The sequence below is a fragment of the Siphonobacter curvatus genome, assembly GCF_002943425.1.
Lineage (GTDB): Bacteria > Bacteroidota > Bacteroidia > Cytophagales > Spirosomataceae > Siphonobacter > Siphonobacter curvatus.
This window is the reverse complement of record NZ_PTRA01000007.1, coordinates 1-20,222: the sequence shown is the minus strand read 5'-3', so window position 1 is coordinate 20,222 and position 20,222 is coordinate 1. Positions and strand designations below refer to the sequence as shown.

Annotated in this window: 11 protein-coding genes; 10 read left to right on the top strand and 1 reads right to left on the bottom strand. The window is 50.7% G+C overall.

What is annotated here, in order from left to right:
• The first annotated feature begins 2 nt into the window (after nucleotides 1–2).
• Nucleotides 3–1,820, top strand: a complete 1,818-nt coding sequence (locus C5O19_RS22905; RefSeq protein WP_104715726.1) for a RagB/SusD family nutrient uptake outer membrane protein — start codon at nucleotides 3–5, stop codon at nucleotides 1,818–1,820.
• 98 nt (nucleotides 1,821–1,918) lie between these two features.
• On the opposite strand, the gene C5O19_RS22900 is transcribed toward C5O19_RS22905, so the two are convergent.
• Nucleotides 1,919–3,070 (bottom strand): LacI family DNA-binding transcriptional regulator, encoded by a 1,152-nt coding sequence (locus C5O19_RS22900; RefSeq protein ID WP_104715725.1) that lies wholly within the window; start codon nucleotides 3,068–3,070, stop codon nucleotides 1,919–1,921.
• A 297-nt stretch (nucleotides 3,071–3,367) separates the two neighbouring features.
• On the opposite strand from C5O19_RS22900, the gene C5O19_RS22895 reads away from it, so the two are divergent.
• From C5O19_RS22895 to trpA, 9 genes are all read left to right on the top strand, one after another.
• Complete coding sequence (locus tag C5O19_RS22895; protein WP_104715724.1) at nucleotides 3,368–6,385, top strand: SusC/RagA family TonB-linked outer membrane protein; 3,018 nt, start codon at nucleotides 3,368–3,370, stop codon at nucleotides 6,383–6,385.
• A 13-nt stretch (nucleotides 6,386–6,398) separates the two neighbouring features.
• Nucleotides 6,399–7,871, top strand: a complete 1,473-nt coding sequence (locus C5O19_RS22890; RefSeq protein WP_104715723.1) for a RagB/SusD family nutrient uptake outer membrane protein — start codon at nucleotides 6,399–6,401, stop codon at nucleotides 7,869–7,871.
• A gap of 63 nt (nucleotides 7,872–7,934) precedes the next feature.
• On the top strand, nucleotides 7,935–10,499 hold the full coding sequence (locus C5O19_RS22885) for a prenyltransferase/squalene oxidase repeat-containing protein (protein WP_104715722.1): 2,565 nt from the start codon (nucleotides 7,935–7,937) through the stop codon (nucleotides 10,497–10,499).
• Nucleotides 10,496–11,308, top strand: a complete 813-nt coding sequence (locus C5O19_RS22880) for a sialate O-acetylesterase (protein ID WP_104715721.1) — start codon at nucleotides 10,496–10,498, stop codon at nucleotides 11,306–11,308. Before C5O19_RS22885 ends, C5O19_RS22880 begins: the two co-directional genes overlap by 4 nt.
• A 35-nt stretch (nucleotides 11,309–11,343) precedes the next feature.
• Nucleotides 11,344–13,056, top strand: coding sequence for a sodium:solute symporter family protein (locus C5O19_RS22875; protein WP_104715720.1), 1,713 nt, complete (start codon nucleotides 11,344–11,346; stop codon nucleotides 13,054–13,056).
• Nucleotides 13,057–13,086: 30 nt separating this feature from the next.
• Nucleotides 13,087–15,111: a glycoside hydrolase family 2 protein gene (locus C5O19_RS22870; RefSeq protein WP_104715719.1), complete on the top strand. Its 2,025-nt coding sequence runs from the start codon at nucleotides 13,087–13,089 to the stop codon at nucleotides 15,109–15,111.
• Between the two features lie 68 nt (nucleotides 15,112–15,179).
• Nucleotides 15,180–17,471 carry an FAD-dependent oxidoreductase gene (locus C5O19_RS22865; protein WP_104715718.1) on the top strand — a complete coding sequence of 764 codons (2,292 nt, stop codon included), beginning with the start codon at nucleotides 15,180–15,182 and terminating at the stop codon, nucleotides 17,469–17,471.
• 223 nt (nucleotides 17,472–17,694) lie between these two features.
• On the top strand, nucleotides 17,695–18,894 hold the full coding sequence (gene trpB / locus C5O19_RS22860) for a tryptophan synthase subunit beta (RefSeq protein ID WP_104715841.1): 1,200 nt from the start codon (nucleotides 17,695–17,697) through the stop codon (nucleotides 18,892–18,894).
• A 27-nt stretch (nucleotides 18,895–18,921) separates the two neighbouring features.
• Nucleotides 18,922–19,710 carry a tryptophan synthase subunit alpha gene (gene trpA / locus C5O19_RS22855; RefSeq protein ID WP_104715717.1) on the top strand — a complete coding sequence of 263 codons (789 nt, stop codon included), beginning with the start codon at nucleotides 18,922–18,924 and terminating at the stop codon, nucleotides 19,708–19,710.
• The last annotated feature ends 512 nt before the right edge of the window (nucleotides 19,711–20,222 follow it).

Below are 20,222 nucleotides of genomic sequence, written 5' to 3'. Positions count from 1 at the left end.
GTATGAAAAAATATACCAATGGCGTACTGCTGGCGGCTTTACTAGCCCTGGGTAGTGGATGTGCCAAAGACTGGCTGACTCCCAAACCGCTCTCTTTTTACGCTCCTGAAAACACGTTCATCGATGCTAATGGCATGGAAGGAGCCCTGGTGGCTTGTCTTCGCAACATGCGGTATGAATGGTACGGCGACGGAGCCCCGATCATTACAGAAACCATATTTTCGGAAGTAGCCATCGAAGGAACGACCGATAAGTCAGGTCCGGCTCAGGACCTGAATTTGATGATTACGCCCGACGCGAACCTTAATTCGACGGACTACAATAAGATTGGCTGGTACTGGTATGAAGGATTTAAAGGTGTCAAGTACGCCAACGTAGTGATTTCGCGAATTGACGATGCCAAGTATGCCTCGGAAGCGGAACGCAACGCCGTACTCGGGAAGGCTTATTTCCACCGGGCCTACCGGTACTACAAACTGACCCAGCAATTTGGGGATGTTCCGTTAATCCTAAAAGAAATCACCGAACCCAAGCTGGATTTCTATTCGACCAAACGCGAGGTCATCTTACAGCAAATGAAAGAAGACCTGGAGTTTGCCGAGCAGTGGGTACCCGATAATGTGGATAAGGGCGAAGTAACGAAAGGGGCGGTCAGTCATTTGCTGACGAAAATAAATCTGGCTCTCGGCAAATTCGACGACGCCATCAAGTCGGCTAGTAACGTGATTGACGGGGGCGTGTACACGTTGATGAAAAACCGTTTTGGCGTGGACCGGAATAACGCCTCCCGCAACGTGATCTGGGATTTGCACCGTCCGGAAAATAAATCACTGGCCGAAAACCGCGAAGCCCTGATGCTGGTGATCGACCGCATCAATATGGATGGAAATTTCGAAGGCGGCATGCAGATTATGCGGCAAACCGTACCGCAGTGGTACAACACCATCAATACGCCCAGTGGTCGCAAAGGTACCAGTGACGCCGCCGACATTGAACTCGACCAGTCGACCATTTATGGTCGCGGCCTGGGTCGTTGCCGGGGAACTCGCTACAGTACCCAAAACATTTGGACGGACCCCAAGGACTTACGCCACGTGAAGGGTAACTGGATGACGATGGAAGATCTGGTGTACAACCATCCAGACCTGAAAAAAAACAACGATCCGTATTACGGAAAACCCCTGCAACTCTACAACGCCACCGGCGTACGCCTGAGTACGGACACGATTCGGAGTTGGTTTGGCTGGCCGCATTATAAGCTATACGTACCCGATCCGCAGAATAAACCCGCTCGTGGCGGTAACTCGGATTGGTACGTATTCCGCCTGGCCGAAACGTATCTGCTGCGAGCGGAAGCCTATTACTGGAAAGGGAATCTCGCTAGTGCCGCAATGGATTTGAATGCCGTGCGGACGCGGGCGGGAGCCAAGGAGATGGCTCCGGCGGACGTTAACATCGGTACCATTCTCGACGAGCGGGCCCGGGAGCTGTACTACGAAGAAGGTCGAAAAACAGAACTAACCCGGATCGCCTACCTCTTTGCCCTAACCGGAAAGGCGGCCTACAACGGGAAAACGTACAATCTGGAGAACTTTTCGGAGAACAATTTCTTCTATGACCGGATCATGGAGAAGAATGAGTTTTACAACAAAGGCGTCGTAACCAACCACGGCGATCGCTATACCATGAGCCCGTATCACGTGCTCTGGCCGATTCCCCGTAACGCCATTCGCTCCAATACGCAGGGACGAATCAATCAGAACAAAGGCTATTCGGGCTACGAAGAAAACGTTCCGGCGTTAACGAAGATTGAACAATAGCGGAAAGCAAATTAACGTGTAGTCTAAAAGTCGAGCCTGCGGTTCTTTTCTGAAAGGAAAGGGATCGCAGGCTCGACTTTTCAGTAATCGGCTGGATACTACGCAGGCCTGACTACCGATGAACCGCGAATGATCAATTCGGTCTTCAACGTTTCTGTCCGGGGGACGGTTTGCTCGCCCAGGCGAATGGTTTCCAGAAAGAGGCGGGCTGCCGTACGACCGATTTCACCTACGGGTTGGCTGACGGTTGTCAGGCCGGGTTCAATGATTGCTGAAATGGGATCATTACTAAAACCCACAACGGCCAGTTCTTCGGGAATTCGAACGCCTTTGGCTTTGGCAACCAGCATGACCTGAATGGCCGTCGGATCATTGACCGCAAAAATGGCATCTGGTGGGGTAGGCAAGTCCAGCAAATACGTAGCGTAAATACGAGCCTTTTCATCGGTAAGGTCATAGGTAATAATCAGCTCGGGATCGAGTTCAATACCGTACGAGGCCAGAGCATCCGTATAGCCTTTCTGCCGGAGCCGACTAATCAACAAACTACCCGGACCCGCGATATGAGCAATGCGTCGATAGCCTTGCTCCAGCAAATGGGTGACGGCCCGGTAGGCTCCTTCGTAATCATCTACGACAACCCGATGGGTTTCCAATTCCGGACAAATGCGATTAAAGAAAATCAGGGGCGTGCCTTTATTTTCGAGGGCTTTGAAATGGTCAATGTTGTTGGTTTCGCTCGTCATGGAGACAATCAACCCATCGACCCGACTAGCCATCAATGCTTTCACGTTGGCTACTTCCGTCTGATAGGATTCATTCGACTGACAGATCATCAGATTATATCCCGCCGCCTGTAACACTTCCTGCGTGCCAATAATGACTTCCGGAAAGAAGTAGTGATGAAATTCCGGAACAATCATGCCGACGGTATTCGTGCGGCTTTTCACCAGACCATACGCTAACAGGTTAGGCTGATAATCCAATTGCTGGGCCAGCTCTACCACGGCCTTCCGGGTACTGGGATGAATATCGCTCTGGTCTCGGAGTGCCCTAGATACCGTCGATTTAGAAATACCTAATTCACGAGCCATATCCACAATCGTTACCTGATGCTTTGAGCGAGGTTTGGGCGTATCGGCAAAGGAAAAATGACGCTGGCAGGATTTGCAGTAGTAGCGCTGTTTACCCCGCACCATACCGGCTTTGTTAATCGAATCGACTTGATGGCATTTCGGACAATGAATCATAGTAATAGCTAAAATTGTATTTTATTAATAAAGTCCTTTGGTGGTGCGTCTCTGTACCAACCTTCCAGATTGATTCACTAAAGCGTCTTCAAGATACTTATTTTTCTTAAATGTACCTATCGGGAACATTTTCGGGAACATTCCCGGTAGTTTTTAAGGCTTTTATTTAACTATTTATATTGTTTTTAGTATAAAACACAGTAGGTTCCAGCATTCAAGCTCTCGTACGGCTCAGCGCTATTCAAAAGCTTTCTCTTTGTTAAATTGTATTATTATAAGATATTAACCTCTGAATCTATGCAATTATTCTTACGTACCTGTTTCGTAATCCTGGGCTTGGCCTGGATGACTCCCGGAGTCGCCCAGGCCCAACAGCTCAGCCTTCGGGGTAAGGTTACCGCCGGCAATGAAGGTGGGATTCCCGGTGTCAGTGTAGCCATTAAAGGCACAACCCGGGGTACCAACACCAACGCAGAAGGGATGTATACCCTGAGTAATGTACCCGCGGAAGCAACGCTGGTTTTTTCTTCGGTGGGTTACGTTAGTCAGGAAATCACCGTGGGTGGAAAAACGGTCATCGATGTTGTCCTGCAAGCCGATGAAAAAGGCTTGGATGAAGTCGTGGTCGTCGGCTACGGCACCCAGCGAAAAGTTGAAACCACGGGCTCTATTGTTTCCGTCAAAGCCGCTGAAATCCTGCAAACACCGGTGGCGAACGTCGCCCAGGGCTTACAGGCTCGGGTAGCCGGGATGCAGGTGACGCAAAACTCGGCGGCCCCGGGTGGTAACATCAGCGTTCGGATTCGGGGTACGAATTCCATCAACGGATCTTCCGAGCCCCTATACGTCATCGACGGCATTCAGTTTTCCAACGGTGGTGATGCCAACAGTCTAAGTCCGCTTTCCCAGATCAACCCTAATGACATTGAGTCGGTGGAAGTACTGAAAGATGCTTCAGCCACGGCTATTTACGGAGCCCGGGCTGCCAATGGTGTGGTACTCATCACCACCAAACGCGGTAAAGCGGGTGTCTCGACGGTTACCTACGAAGGATATTACGGGGTGCAGGAAACCACCAAAAAGCTAGCGGCCTTGAATGCCAGTCAGTTTGCCCAACTGGAAAATGAAATATTTAAAACGAACGTATACGCCGATCCGGCGTCCCTCGGTGAAGGTACGAACTGGCAGAATCTGATTTTCCGTCAGGCTGCCATGCAGAATCATCAAATCTCGATTATGGGCGGTTCGGAAAAAACGCAGTTATCGCTTTCCGGTAACTACTTCAAGCAGGATGGTATCTTGATTAATTCGGATTTCACTCGCTACTCCTTCCGGTTGAACCTAGATCACCGGGTCAATAAAGTGCTCAAGGTAGGTACGAGCATCCTCGGGGTGTATTCGGTCAATAACCGGGTGCCGTCCGTAGGGGGAGGACTGGATGGAGCCTCGAGTTCCAACCTGCTAGCCGCAGCGATTGGGGCTCCGCCAACCTTGGTACCCTACCGGGAGGACGGAACCGTATATCCCTTCGGCGATCAGTTCAACCAGCGATACCGCGAAGTCGCTAATCCATTAGGACTGGCTTCCATCCTCAACCGCAACACAGAACGCCGGACCATTGCCAATATCTACGCGGATTTTAGTATTGCGAAAGGGTTAAGTTACCGGGCTTCCTTGAATGTGAATTTAATGAGTAGTCTGGGAGATGTGTACCGCCCCCGGTTCATCCAGAGTCAGGTTGAATTAGTGTCCGGTGGTGGAAGTGCCAGTAAAAATAATTCGAACTTCACGGGCTTGTTACACGAAAGCGTGTTGACGTATGTGACGAAAATTGGTGAAAACCACTCCCTGAAGTTTACGGGTTTATTTGCTACGCAAAAGGACGACAACAATTACAATAACATCTCCGCTTCCAAGTTTCCCAACGATGCTACGCTTAACGAAGCGGTGCAACTGGCTACGGATCGAACCGTAACCAGTGGTCGTAGCAAAAGTCGACTGGACTCCTACATGGGCCGGATCAATTATGGGTACAAAGACAAATATTTTCTGGATTTAACGGCCCGGGCGGATGGAGCCAGTAAGTTTGGTAATAACAACAAATACGGATTCTTTCCCGCGGTATCGGCGGGTTGGCGAATCATCGAAGAACCTTTCCTGAAAAGTGTATCCTGGCTTTCTGATTTAAAATTGCGGGGAAGTTACGGTATGACCGGAAATGCCGGGGCCATTGACCCGTACCAATCGCTTGCCCTGGTTAGCTCGGGCAGTAACTACATTTTTGATCACGTGCTGGCTACAGGTATCAATCCCACGGGCATTCCAAACCCCGATTTGAAGTGGGAGAAATCCACGCAACTTAACCTGGGTTTTGATTTGAGCGTATTGAACAACCGCTTGAGCTTTATTATGGATGTGTACCACAAGCGGACCAATGATCTACTGTTCGTCCAACAGTTGCCGCTTTCTTCGGGCTACACCACCATCACCGGAAATTTCGCTTCGCTGGAAAATAAGGGCATCGAACTGGCTATCAACGGACGCATTCTGGACGGGCCCGTTAAGTGGAATGTCTCTGCTAATACAACGGTCAATCGAAACAAATTACTTTCCCTGGGTGGCGGTATTCAGGAATACGTCGTCTCTAACTATACGGTCCTGCAAGTGGGTCGTTCGTTAGGCTTGTTTAAAACCTTCATTTTTGATGGCATTTACCAAAACGGAGAATCGCTTCCCAAGGGTAACGATATTCGTGTCGGAGGAACGAAAGTCAAGGATCTCAATGGCGATGGAGCGATTACGGATGAGGATCGAACCATTACCGGCGAAGCGAATCCAAAGTTTATCTACGGCTTTTCAACGGACGTACACTACAAAAATTTCGATTTGAGTGCCCTTTTCTCGGGTGTACAAGGAAATAAGGTGTATAACCTCATCCGCTATACGTTTGAAAATCCACTGGGCGGACGAAATCTGTTCGCCGAAACGGCCAATCACTGGACGCCTACCAATCCAAATAATGAATATCCGGGCGTATTGCAGGGGGGACGCCTGCCCATCAGCGACCGATTCATGGAAGATGGCTCCTTTCTGCGTTGCAAGAACATTACGCTCGGGTATAACCTGCCCAAAATCAAAGGCGTCGGCAATGCCCGTATTTACGTGAGCGGAAACAATCTATTCACCTTTACCAACTACAGTGGCTACGATCCCGAAGTAAACAGCTTCGGCAATTCAAACACGCAGATTGGTATTGATAACATGGTCTATCCAACGGCCAAATCCTTTTTGGGTGGTATTCAGGTAACCTTTTGATCGCTAGACCTCTATGAGAAAAATATTTATTCCACTGATCGCCCTGCTAATGGCCGGATGTCAGCTAGAAGAAACCCCTTATTCCTCCATTTTTACGGATAACTTTTATAAAACGGCCGAAGATGCCGAAGCCGCCATTACCGCGGTATATGGAACCTTGGGTGCTTTATATGGTGGACCTGCACCCCTGATTGCCAGTGACTTTAGTGCGGATCAGGTATACGCCCGTCCCGTGGTGGGTCGTGATACGTATACGTTGTTCTCATACGACAAACAATATTCGGCGGCTAAAAGCTTTGACCGAACCAATGAATCGCCGTTGCAAATCTGGCGGGCCTACAGTGGGATCGAAAAAGCCAACTGGGTACTCGATCGGGTGCCCGCCATTACGATGAATACGCAACGCCGGGAGGAAATTCTGGGAGAAGCCTATTACTTGCGGGCCTTCTATCACTGGATGCTGACTAAAAACTTTGGCGATATCATTGTAAAGACGAAGGCCAGTACGAATTTGACCGAAGCCTATCAGGCAAAAAGCACCCGAGCCGAAGTATACCAGCAAATCTATAAAGACCTAGATGAGGCGGTCAAACGTCTGCCTTCCTATTCCGCTTCGCTCGTGAAGGGACGAGCCTCCAAAGAAACGGCTCTGGCTCTGTACGCGAAAGCGGCCCTGTACAACGAAGACTGGGCTACGTCTTTGGCCAAAGCCCAGGAAGTAATCAATGGAGGCAAACACATACTGTTAACGAATGTACTGGATGTATACGATGTGACGAAAGAGGATCAGGCTCGCGTAGAAAATATGTGGGCCTTTGAAAGCGAGAGTTTTCAGCCGGGGCAGACCTCTCAGATCGGATCATTGTACGGTCCGGCCAACAGTAATGGAAAAGAGTACGGACGCGTCTCGTACGGTTCCGCCTTCGCTTATCAGTCCTTCTATACTTCGTTCAACCCGAAAGACAAGCGTCGCCAGTTGCTGGATACTACCTACATTGCCAACAACGGAAACATCGTGCCGCAACGCAGCATTACGCCCGTGACGACGCAGGGGGTACTGGTGAAAAAATACCGTGACCCCAATTCCAACGGAAACGTATACGCGGTGAATATTCCCATTTTCCGCTACGCCGATGTCATTCTAATTGCGGCGGAAGCGGAAGCCCGGCAGAATGGAGCCACCGCCGTCGCGTACAGTTACCTCAATCAAATTCGGAAACGGGCCGGACTCGAGGATGTACCAGCGGGTCTGAGTAAGGACGCTTTTATAGAAGCCATCCTGCAGGAACGGGCCTGGGAATTCTTTGCCGAGGGCGATCGCTGGTACGACCTGACCCGCACCAATACCTTTATGTCGGTGGTTACTAAAGCCGTCAATAACGTCTATCCTACCCGAAACCCTCAGGCCCGGAATCGGTATTTCCCCATTCCGCAGGACGAAATCAACGCGAATCCGCAATTGGTGCAGAATCCGGATTGGCAATAAAGAACGATAGGGTTGAACAGGTGGTTGGCCATCTATTCAACCGAAATCAGGAACAACGAACGCATGAAATATCTAATGGCTTTGGTTTGCTGGGTGATGACGAGTTGGCTAAGCAGTCAGGCTCAGCAATCGCTTTCCTTGAAAAATGAGCAGTTGGAATTGGTGTGGCAACGGAAACAGGGGGGGTGGCAGTTAACGCGTCTAGCCGTCAAGAAAGGGAAAAACTGGGAAGCTTTGGCTAATCCTTCGGGAGAAGGCACCTTACTTTTTGCCCCTGAAAAGCCGAATCCTGGGGCCGCCCGAAGCTTTCAGTTGAGTACCGGTGGTACGTTTCCGGAGCCGAGTTATCATTACCAAAAGGAGCAGTGGAAGGAAAGTATCAACGCTGTGTCGCTGAATACAGCTGGGCAGGCTGAACATTTCCGGTTTAGCAAAGGACAGCAAATCAATCCCCGGCAGGTACGGCTTGAAGCGGAAACCCCGCAGGCTACCATTATCACGGATTGGCAATTGGATGATCGTTTCCCAACGGATGTGCAGGTGCATCAAACCCTGAAAGCGAAACAAAAAGGATATTATTCATTAGCCAGTCCTACGCTGGCTACCGTAAGCGAATCGCAACTAGCCTGGGCGACGGTGCCGGGGTACTTCCAGGGAAAAGCCATTCAAAAGGATTTCGTTAAAGCGTATGCCTATGGAATGGGCGTGCCCGAACTGCCCGTGGTGTATCGCGAGCGTTGTGCGAGTACTTTGTGTCCGCTGGTATCTACGAAAAACGGCGTAACGCTTTCCATCATTCCCGACCCCGGTCTGGGCCGCGACCCCTGGGCAAAAGATCACAGTACGCAAACGGATTGGCTACTCGGACTCTCGCACAAAAACCGCCGGTCGGAATTAAGCCCTACGCTGTATTACCCCGTGTTAGGGGAAACAAACTCAGGCTTAGCTTCGGGCGAAACGATTCAGTACGGCTTTCGCTACAGTCTGATGCCGGGCGATTGGTTCAAGGCCATTAATCATGCCGTCTACGATATTTATCAGTTTAAGGAAAGTCTGGCGTTGCGGCAGAGTACCCAGGCCCTGAGTAATCGGGTGGAGAACATGCACCACTACCTGACCGATCCGGTGACGTCCCTGTGGAGGGTTGAATCCTACAAAGGATTACAAATCGGGGCTCAGTCGTATCTGGGAGGTGTAGTAGGTTCGAATAAGGATGCGATGAAAAACGCCGATTACGGAGCGATGTGGTATCTCTCTACGGCCACGGCTGATCCGAAACTGATCCAAAAGGTATTGCCGTATGCCCTGAATTTCAAATTGGCCCAGCAAACGGATACGGGTTTTTTCAAGGGAGCCGTCGAAGGGCAGTACTACCTGGCTCAATCAAAGAAATTCGTAGAAGAATGGGGGGAAGTCGTCGAACCCATTGCCGTAACGTATTATACGATGCTGGACATTGGTAATCTGTTACTCTTCGAACCTACGAATACTGAGCTGAAAGAAAAACTAAAAGCTGGAGCCGAGTTTCTGCTGCGTACCCAAAAACCAAATGGCAGTTGGGCCGTCGCCTACGATCATCATACGGATCAGGAATTGTTTAAAGACATTCCCGACGTTCGGCCTACGTTTTACGGCTTACTGGTCGCGTACCGAATCCTGCGGGAGCCAAGGTATCTGGCGGCTGCTCAGAAAGGAGCCGACTGGTTGATCAAAGAATCGATTGAAACGGGTTCGTTTCTTGGTGTTTGCGGCGATGCCCGGTACGCCCCGGACTTTGCTACGGGTCAATCTGCTCAGGCCTTACTGGATTTATACGAGCTGACCAAAGCCGAGCAATACAAGCAGGCTGCTCTGACGGCCGCGAAAATCTACACCAGTTCCATTTATACGCATCCCATTCCAAACCGTACGGTGAAGGAAGTGAATGGCGTGAAACGGGAAGATTGGGAGATTGCCCAGTCTGGACTCAGCTTTGAACACGGCGGTATTTTTGGTTCAGCCGTGCGGCACGGACCCATCCAGTTATGCAGTCACGCGGGCATGTTCATTCGCCTCTACCAGTTAACCAACGAACCTTTGTTTGCCGATATGGCCCGAGCCGGAGCCCTGGGTCGCGATGCGTTTGTGGATGCGAAAACCAGCGTCGCTTCGTACTACTGGAACGCAATGAATAAAGGAGCCGGCCCGTATCCGCACCACGCCTGGTGGCAAGTAGGCTGGATCACGGATTATCTGATGGCCGAAGCCGAATTACGTACGCAAGGGAAGGTTCACTTTCCCCGTGGTTTCGTCACGCCAAAAGTAGGGCCGCACCAGACCTACGGGTTCGAACCGGGCATGATTTACGGTGATAAGGCCCGTGTATTCATTCGCGAAGGTGTGGTAAAACCGAGCAGTCCGGTGATTGATTACATTTTGGCCAAATCCGAATCGGCGAATCGACTCTACGTCATCCTGCTCAATAATCGTCAGCAAGCCACCACCTTCAACCTCAACCTATCGACTGAATCCATGCCGGCGGGTACCCGAGCGAAAACGCTGCGGAGTTTAACTACTGGTAAAGCGGCGGGTACGGCCTACGAACTACCGGGTTTTGGCGTGGAGGTACTAGCCATTGATCTGCCATGAAAACGATCCTACTCTTGCTGACGATGAGCTTGGGATACGTACTCCCGGCGGTTGCACAGACCAAAGCCCTCTTTGTCGTAGCGGGACAAAGCAACGCCGTCGGGCAAGGCAACGCCGAACAATCCGTCCGGGTAACAGGAGCCCTGGAGTACCGCTACCAAAGCGACTCATTGGTAGCCCTTCGGGATCCCGTGGGTGAGAACGCTCTGGAATTTCAGGCGGCCAATACGGGCAGTGCCTGGCCCGCTTTCGCTCAGCGGTACCAGGAATTAACGGGCCAGCAAGTCATCCTCGTAGCCGCCGCACGCGGGGGCAGTTCGGCTCATCAGAAAGCCGAGTTGAATGAACTGGGTACCTGGGCTGCCGAGGGTCATAAGCCCTTACTGGCTAACGCTCTGGAGAAGATCCATCGGGCGGAAGCAAAAGTGGGGACTCCCATCCAGGGCATCATCTGGATCCAGGGCGAACGCGATGCCAATGCAATTTTCGATCAGCAGTTAACGGCGGAAGCCTACGAAGGGGCTCTGGAAGGGTTGATCGGACGGTTTCGAAACGGCTTAGGGGCCGTAGTCCCTTTTTACCTCGTGTTGACGGGCAATCAGCAGGGCCGCGAACCCATCGGGAACACCGCCGTTCGGCAGGCCCAGCGAAACGTGGCCCGGCGATTGACTCAGGTCTTCGTCGTATACGAACAGGCCGAGCATTTTGCAAAGAAACACTGGATGAAGGACTTTGTGCATTACAACCAGCAAGCCCTGAATGATATTGGGAAAACCGTTGCCGAACGCATCGTAACCCTGAACAACTGAACCCCTGGTCTTGTACCTGGCAATCTCAAGAACCAATGAACTCTGTCATTGATACCACCGTCATTTTTGTTTTTTCTGCCTTTGTACTGGCCATCGGTCTGCTCTTTGCCCGGACGGGTCGTAACCTGAAATCGTTCTTTGCCGGTGGCGAAGCCGTACCCTGGTTCATTGGGGGGCTATCGCTGTTCATGTCTTTTTTCTCGGCGGGTACGTTCGTAGCCTGGGGTTCGATTGCCTACAAACACGGTTGGGTAGCGATCACGATTCAGTGGACGATGTGCATCGGAGCTCTGGTGACAGGTTTATTTCTGGCTCCTCGTTGGAAAGCTACCGGCAATCTAACGGCTGCTGAGTTCATCCGGGAACGACTGGGGGAGCGGGTACAGAAAACCTACATCGGCATTTTTACGCTCGTATCGCTTTTTATTAAAGGCTCCGTACTCTATCCCGTAGCCAAATTAGTAAGCGTATCTCTGGGATTCCCCCTGGTGGAATGCACCATTGTACTGGGCATTTTCATGATTGCCTATACGGCGGTAGGGGGACTCTGGGCGGTCATGGTTACCGATATTCTTCAGTTTGTCATTCTGACGGCGGCCGTATTTATTCTCTTACCCTTGTCGCTGGAGAAAGCGGGCGGCTTCGATACATTCACCCAAAAGGTACCCGACGATTTTTTTAATTTCCTGCACGGCGAGTACACCTTTGGTTTTGTGATGGCTTTCGTGTTTTATCACATTGCCTACATCGGGGGAAATTGGACGTTTGTGCAGCGGTATACCAGTGTCGATTCGCCTAAATCGGCCCGGAAAGTTGCCTTTCTATTTGCGGCTTTGTATCTGGTCAGTCCCATGATCTGGATGTTGCCACCCATGATCTACCAGTCGATTAATCCTACACTTTCGGGCTTGGATACGGAGAACGCCTATCTGATGATTTGCAAACTCGTATTGCCACCGGGACTGCTGGGATTGATGCTGACGGGCATGTACTTCTCTACGTCCGCCAGTGCCAATACGACGCTTAATGTCGTCTCCGCCGTATTCACCAACGACATTTACAAGGGCTTTATCAATCCACAGGCTTCCGACGAGAAGCTTATTCGCGTGGCCCGGCTTTCGTCCTGGGGTTTCGGCATCGGAATGATTATCATTGCCTTGCTGGTTCCCGCGGCGGGAGGAATTGTCGAAGTAGTATTGAGTATATCTGCCATTTCGGGCGGCCCCTTACTGGCTCCGCCGCTTTGGGCCCTGTTTTCCAAACGCATCAATGGGAAGACGACGTTCTGGATTACCATCATCGGATTGCTTGTCAATCTGTACTTCAAGGTATTGTCGCCGACGCTCTTTTCTTACAAACTTTCCCGTGGGGCTGAAACCATCATCGGCATTGGTCTGCCGCTATTGCTATTACTGACGTACGAACTCTACGCCCGTTCGAAAGGATGGATTGCGGAGGAATACGAGGGGTATCTACGTACCCGATCCGCCAAAAAAGCCGAAGCTCAGGCCGAGGAAGAGTCCTACGAAATCAAAAAACAAAATCAGTTTGGTCTCCAGGTCATTGCCGGATCACTCGTTTTTGTGGCCCTGATGCTAGGCATACTTAGCTTGCTGACACCTTCCGGAGCGGGCATTACGGCAGGTATTGCGGTGGTCGTCTTACTCGGAGCACTCATTCCCTGGCAAGCTTCGCGGAAAATTACTTTCTCAGCCACGGAAGCGGAACTGCCTGCCAAAGTCCACTAACCGCCTCTTGACCTCTTACCTTCTTTTCGAATGAAATCATTCCTTTTCTTTCTTTTCGTATCCTTCTCGGTATCCGCCCAGTACACCATCCGCGAGTCGAATGCGATTCCCTTGCACGGCAAATGGCTGTTTGCCATGGACCCCCGCCAGGTAGGCGTGCAGAAGGGCTGGTATACCCTGGCTTCCAACGCACAAGGACGCAACTGGGATCAGGTTACGGTACCGCACTGCTTTTCGGCCGACCCCCGGTATCAATTCTTCACGGGCTTGGTCTGGTACAAAAAGAGTTTTCCCTGGCAGGTACAGACGGGCAAGCGGGTGATTTTGCATTTTGATGCGGCTTACTACGCAACAACGCTCTGGCTGAATGACCAGAAAGTCGGTACGCACGAGGGAGGATATACGCCCTTTTCCTTCGACATTACAGATTTTCTAAAAAATGGAGAAAACCTGCTAGCCCTATCCATTACTAATGATACCTGGCAAGAAGGGTCCATTCCCGGCTCGAAAGATGGCGATTCGCCCAACGATCCTTTTATGGGCTGGATGAACTACGGCGGTCTGATTCGTCCGGTGTACCTGACCATTGAACCCGAAGTTTACCTGCAGAACCTCAAGGTAGAGGCCACGCCCGATCTGGTTAAAGGTACGGCTACATTGAAAGTGAAAGCCTTTATTCGGAATGCTTCGCAGCAGGCTAATGCTCCCAAACTTTCCTTCACACTCCAACAGAAGCACCGTACCATCCCGGTATCCTGGAAAATGTTAAGTACCTCCATCGCCGGGAGTCAAAGCGGTGTACTGGAGGCAGAAACCAGTCTCAAAGCGGCAGATGTCAAACGCTGGGATCTGGATGATCCGAATCTGTATCAGTTGCGAGTGGCTATTGCGGGCGATACGCTGAAAACAAGCTTTGGCATACGGAAAGTGGAAGTGAAAGGAACGCAACTGCTACTCAATGGTCAACCTTTGAAACTAGCCGGAGCCAACCGCGTTGTGGACTACCCAGGCTTAGGCTCGCTCGAACCAGACTGGCTCATTGAAAAAGACTTTCGCCTGATGAAAGAAGCCGGTATGGAATTCCAGCGGCTGACGCACTATACGCCCAGCGAACGATTCTACGAACTGGCCGATCAATACGGTATGCTCATCATCGCCGAAGCGGGCAATTGGCAACTCACGCCCAAGCAAATGGATAGTGATACCATTCGGAACAAATTCAAACAGCAGTTTACTGAAATGATGCAACGGGACTGGAATCACCCCAGCATCATCGCCTACAGCGTTGGAAATGAGTATTTGTCAGAGCAGCCCGCCGGTCAACGCTGGACGAAAGATCTGATTGCCTGGAGTCGCGAACTGGATCCCACGCGACTCTACACCTTCGCCAGTATGCGACTCAATATCCTGCCGAAAAGAGCCGAAGACGAAGCTTCTCAATACTGCGATTTTGTTTCGACCAACACCTACGGCAACCACGCCCGAGCCCTGGATCACATTCATTCGCTGTATCCCGACAAACCTGTATTGATCAGTGAGTGGGGCGTTCGGGCCGATGCCAGTGGTGGTGAAGCGGGACAGGCCAAACATATTTCAGAGGTAGCCGAGCTGATCCGTAAACGGCCGTACGTAGTTGGAGCGTCGTGGTGGACGTACAACGATTACCAGAGTCGTTACGTGGGTACCGCTCCGAACGGGTACCGCCCCTGGGGACTGGTAGGCCCCGACCGTACGCCCCGACCCGCGTATGCCGTGTACCGCAGCGAAATGGCACCCCTTACCCTCGAAAAAGTACGCTGGCAACCCGGCGGGCAGGGGGTACATGAGCTAATCATCAAAGTAACGGCTCGGGGCGATTTCCCAGCCTATACGCTTCGCAACTACCAGATCAAGACATCCGATCAAACCATACCGATTCCGGAATTAAAGCCCGGAGCCTCTGTCGAGGTTCGCGTTCCCGTCGTCGGCTTTGACCGAATGCTGACGCTGGACGTATGGAAACCGACGGGCATCCCCATTTTGACCGAAACCATCCACTTAACCGAAACGAAGTAGGAACTGTCAGCTCTGGCAAGGAGCCAGCGAACTACGGCGTACTGTCAACCCTAACTAGAAAAGAGTATATGATCCGATCTGACGTAAGTGAGAAAAGAAATCCCGCCACCGTTTCACTAAACGCCGATTTAGTAGTAGTCGGAGGTGGGTTATCCGGAACCTGTTGTGCAATTACGGCGGCTCGGGCGGGTATTCGCGTCATCCTGGTAACCGACCGACCAGTACTGGGTGGAAATGCGTCCAGTGAAGTACGACTCTGGGTATTAGGGGCTACTTCCCACATGGGCAATAACAACCGCTGGGCCAGGGAAGGGGGTGTGCTGGATGAATTGCTGGTGGAAAATATGTACCGCAATCCGGAGGGGAATCCACTGATTTTTGATACCGTTATTCTGGAGAAAGTCGTACAGGAGCCTAACATTACCCTCTTGCTCAACACGGCTGTACATGATCTGGAGAAGTCTGACCCGGATACTATTTCGAAAGTATTTGCTTTCTGTAGTCAAAATTCCACCAGTTACGAATTGTCCGCACCGCTATTCTGTGATGCTTCGGGCGATGGAATTGTAGGCTTTCTAGCGGGTGCTGCCTTTCGAATGGGGGCCGAATCCAGCGACGAGTTTGGCGAGAAGTTCGCCCCAAGTCAGGAATACGGCGAGTTGCTGGGTCATTCCATGTATTTCTATTCCAAGGATACGGGGAAACCGGTTCGGTTTGTTCCTCCGAGTTATGCGATTGACGTCACGAAAGAAGTGCCTCGATTCCGCCGCTTCACCGCCAAGGAGCAAGGTTGTCAGCTCTGGTGGCTGGAGTACGGCGGTCGGCTGGATACCGTTCACGATACGGAAAAAATCAAGTGGGAATTGTGGAAAGTCGTGTACGGCGTCTGGGATTACATCAAAAACTCCGGCCAGTTTCCCGAAGCGGAAACCATGACCCTGGAATGGGTCGGTACCATTCCCGGTAAACGCGAAAGCCGCCGCTTTGAGGGAGATTACATGCTCATTCAGCAGGATATTGTCGAGCAGCGAAGTCATTATGACGACGTAGCTTATGGTGGCTGGAGCATCGATTTACATCCCGCGGACGGGGTTTTTAGTGAAAAACCGGGTTGTAATCAATGGCATAGCAAAGGACTTTACGGGATTCCTTACCGCAGTTATTATTCCCGAAATATTAAGAATCTTTTCCTGGCGGGACGAATCATTTCCGCCAGTCACGTCGCCTTTGGTTCGGCTCGGGTCATGGCCACGAGTGCGTACGGCGGACAGGCTGTTGGTATGGCGGCCGTGTTGTGTACGCAGCAGGGCCTGCTTCCTCGGGATTTTTCTTCGCCCGAAAAAATTACTCAACTCCAGCAGGCGTTGCAAAAACGGGGGCAGCACATTCCTGGCTTACAACTCCACGATCCCCTGGATCTGGTACAGGAAGCCCAGCTTACGGCTAGCTCGGAACTGGTACTTACGGAGCTGACCGAAGATACTGAGCCCCGACCCATGGTGTATTCCGTAGCTCAACTATTGCCGGTAGCGGCGGGTCGTTTCCCTGCCCTGATTGTGCATCCCTACGCGGCGGAAGCTACGACCCTGGAAGTGGAATTACGCCTGAGCAGTCGTCCAGAAAATCATACGCCCGATGTAGTAGTAGCTACTCAGTCCTTGGCCCTGCAACCGGGACGAAACTGCATGAAGCTGGAATTTGATGTAACGATTAACGAACCGACCTACGCTTTTCTGGTTTTCCGTAAAAACGAACAGGTAGCGTTTCGGTATTCAAATACCCGGATCACGGGTGTACTTTCCGTCTTCAATCTGGTAAATGCTGCCGTATCGAATTACGGAAAACAGGAACCTACGGAAGACATTGGCGTCGATGCCTTTGAATTCTGGTGCCCCCAGCGGCGTCCGGAAGGTTTGAATTTGGCCTTGAAGCTAGAGGAAGGACTCAACGCTTTTGGGGTGGAAAATCTGCGAAATGGCTTGCAACGTCCTACGAGTCATCCCAATGCTTACGTAGCCGATCTGACAGACCCAAAGCCGGGAGTAACGCTACGCTGGAATGAAAAACAACGCATTCGTAGGATAGAATTGGCGTTCGATGCGGATTTTGATCACCCGATGGAAAACGTACTCATGACGCATCCCGAAAGCATTATGCCTTTTTGCGTACAGCGATTCCAGATTCTGGATGAAAACGGGAACGTCCTAGCCCAGGAACAGGCCAACCATCAGACCTTACGCACGATTACTTTCGACAAATCCATCACAGCTCGTCAACTTACGATTCAATTGGAGCATCCATCGGCTACGGTACCCGCCGCGTTAATGGAAGTTCGGGTCTACAAGGAAGAAGGCGTTTAAAATTATAGGGCAAGTAATAGGGTAGAAAACAAAAAACTTTTAAGTTTGCCTTATCAAAGTATTTCAAACGAAACATGAACAATTCATTCGCAAAAGCATGGTGGTGGCAGCTGAGAAATCTCGGTTGAGCAGCCTTCTTTTGCGTACATGGACTAGTCCTTATATACACGCCCGCTGTTCAGCCGAACAGCGGGTTTTTTATTAGCCAATGCATTCGAATCGTATGAAAATTGCAGACCAGGTTACCAGTGCTTTTCAGGTGAACGAGCGAGGATATTACGGACCTTATGGTGGAGCCTTCATTCCTGAAATGTTGTACCCGAACGTGGAAGAGTTACGGGAGAACTATTTAACGATCATGGCCGATCCTTCGTTTCAGGCCGAATTCGAATACCTGTTACGGGATTACGTCGGTCGCCCAACGCCCTTGTACTTGGCCGAGCGTCTTTCGGAGGTGTACAACACGAAAATCTATCTCAAGCGGGAAGACCTTTGTCATACCGGTGCTCACAAAGTCAACAATACCATCGGTCAGATTTTGCTGGCGAAACGTTTGGGTAAAAACAAAATCGTAGCCGAAACCGGAGCTGGTCAGCACGGCGTAGCAACGGCAACGGTGTGTGCTCTGATGGGCATCGAATGTATTGTATACATGGGCGAGATCGACATCGAACGGCAAGCTCCCAACGTAGCCCGGATGAAAATGCTGGGTGCGGAAGTACGACCCGCCACGAGCGGTTCGCGCACCCTGAAAGATGCCACCAACGAAGCCATGCGTCACTGGATTAATAACCCCGTCGATACGCATTATATAATAGGTAGTGTCGTAGGTCCGCACCCGTACCCGGATATGGTAGCCCGCTTTCAGTCGGTCATCTCGGAAGAGATACGCAACCAACTCGCTGAAAAAACGGGTTCTGAGTTACCCGATTACGTGATTGCCTGCGTTGGCGGCGGTTCCAATGCGGCGGGAGCTTTCTATCACTTTCTGAACGATGCATCGGTAAAACTGGTAGCGGCGGAGGCAGCGGGTATGGGTGTGGAATCGGGGCATTCGGCAGCGACTACCTTTCTAGGAAAACCCGGCGTGTTACACGGAAGTCGCAGTATCCTCATGCAAACAGAAGATGGCCAGGTCGTAGAACCTTTCTCGATTTCGGCGGGTCTGGATTATCCCGGAATCGGTCCCATGCACGCCAACTTGGCCACGAGCGGTCGCGGCATTTTCAAGGCCATTACCGATGAAGAAGCCCTGGCTTCCGGCTTTCAACTGGCTAAACTGGAAGGAATTATTCCGGCTTTGGAATCAGCCCACGCTCTGGCTTGTTTAAAAACTCTGAATGCTTCGCCCGATGAAGTAGTCGTAGTGAATCTGTCCGGTCGCGGTGACAAGGATTTAGCTACCTATATGAAATACCTGTAAGCCCCAACCATCAAACCGAAGCAATCGATGAATCGCATTACTCAGCTTTTTCAGCAGCAATCGCAAAAGTTGCTCAATGTATATTTTACGGCGGGTTATCCCCAACTTAACGATACCCGTACCATTTTAAAGAATCTGCAGGAAGCGGGGGCCGATCTAGTAGAAATCGGAATGCCGTACTCGGATCCGGTAGCGGATGGAGAAACCATTCAGGCTTCCAATCAACGGGCTCTGGAAAATGGCATGTCGCTGAAAGTATTATTTAGTCAACTGGAAGGCATGCGGGACGAGATCCACGTGCCTGTCTTATTGATGGGCTATATCAATCCCGTACTGCAGTTCGGCGTGGAGGCCTTTTGCCAGAAGTGTCAGGAGGTAGGTGTAGATGGGCTAATCCTACCCGATATTCCGGCGGATGTCTATGAAGAAGAATTCAAACCTACGTTTGAAAAATACGGTCTGCTCAACATCTTCCTGATTACGCCGCAAACCACCGAGAAACGAATCCTGTATATCGATGAGGTATCGCAGGGCTTTATTTATATGGTATCGTCGGCCAGTATCACCGGAGCTAAGACGGGCATCAGTGCCGAACAGGAAGCCTACTTCGACCGCATTGCCAACCTGAACCTGAAGAATCCGCGTCTGATCGGATTCGGTATCTCCGATAATCAGTCTTTCGAGCAGGCTAGCAAAAATGCAAATGGAGCTATTATCGGAAGTGCCTTTATCAAAGCCATTAGTCAAGGCAGCGATTTACCCAGTACCATTCAAACATTCGTACAGGGAATCAAAGGTCCTGTTACTATTATATAGATAGAGCATACTATATATATAGATAGAAGGGATCTAGTAAACGAGCTTAAGGTACCGAAACGATTTATAGGACCTGAGTAACCTGACTTAGAAGCGAGATTACGATTATAGAACTTGAAAGGAGCGACTGTTCATCAAACAGTCGCTCCTTTCGTAAGGGCCCAAACCGTAGAAACTAGCTACCCGTAAGGAATGTTTTGACGAAGATGCTGAGGTAAAAGGGGCCGTGGATGTGGATTTTTTGAATCACATCGCAACTTTTTTTGGACTTAAAACACTGATAATCAGCGATTGGTTTGATGGGCTATTAATTATTTTGATTTCACACTTGACAAGGGCGGTTTTTGAGTGATATCTTTGCACTCCCAAACGACGGGAAAGGCACTTGGAAGTGAGTGTAAATACTTGAGGCAAAGGCAGTTAAGTAGCGGATGAGGCGATGGGAAGTTAAGAAAAGGAAGAAAATAAATTTTCACTTTTTTCTTGACAAGCGGCGAGTAAATGACTTACCT

Coding starts and splice junctions, on each gene's coding strand:
- C5O19_RS22875 (WP_104715720.1), top strand. CDS start 11,344: ATGAACTCTGTCATTGATACCACCGTCATTTTTGTTTTTTCTGCCTTT.
- C5O19_RS22880 (WP_104715721.1), top strand. CDS start 10,496: ATGAAAACGATCCTACTCTTGCTGACGATGAGCTTGGGATACGTACTC.
- trpB (WP_104715841.1), top strand. CDS start 17,695: ATGAAAATTGCAGACCAGGTTACCAGTGCTTTTCAGGTGAACGAGCGA.
- C5O19_RS22885 (WP_104715722.1), top strand. CDS start 7,935: ATGAAATATCTAATGGCTTTGGTTTGCTGGGTGATGACGAGTTGGCTA.
- C5O19_RS22870 (WP_104715719.1), top strand. CDS start 13,087: ATGAAATCATTCCTTTTCTTTCTTTTCGTATCCTTCTCGGTATCCGCC.
- C5O19_RS22865 (WP_104715718.1), top strand. CDS start 15,180: ATGATCCGATCTGACGTAAGTGAGAAAAGAAATCCCGCCACCGTTTCA.
- C5O19_RS22890 (WP_104715723.1), top strand. CDS start 6,399: ATGAGAAAAATATTTATTCCACTGATCGCCCTGCTAATGGCCGGATGT.
- trpA (WP_104715717.1), top strand. CDS start 18,922: ATGAATCGCATTACTCAGCTTTTTCAGCAGCAATCGCAAAAGTTGCTC.
- C5O19_RS22905 (WP_104715726.1), top strand. CDS start 3: ATGAAAAAATATACCAATGGCGTACTGCTGGCGGCTTTACTAGCCCTG.
- C5O19_RS22895 (WP_104715724.1), top strand. CDS start 3,368: ATGCAATTATTCTTACGTACCTGTTTCGTAATCCTGGGCTTGGCCTGG.
- C5O19_RS22900 (WP_104715725.1), bottom strand. CDS start 3,070: ATGATTCATTGTCCGAAATGCCATCAAGTCGATTCGATTAACAAAGCC.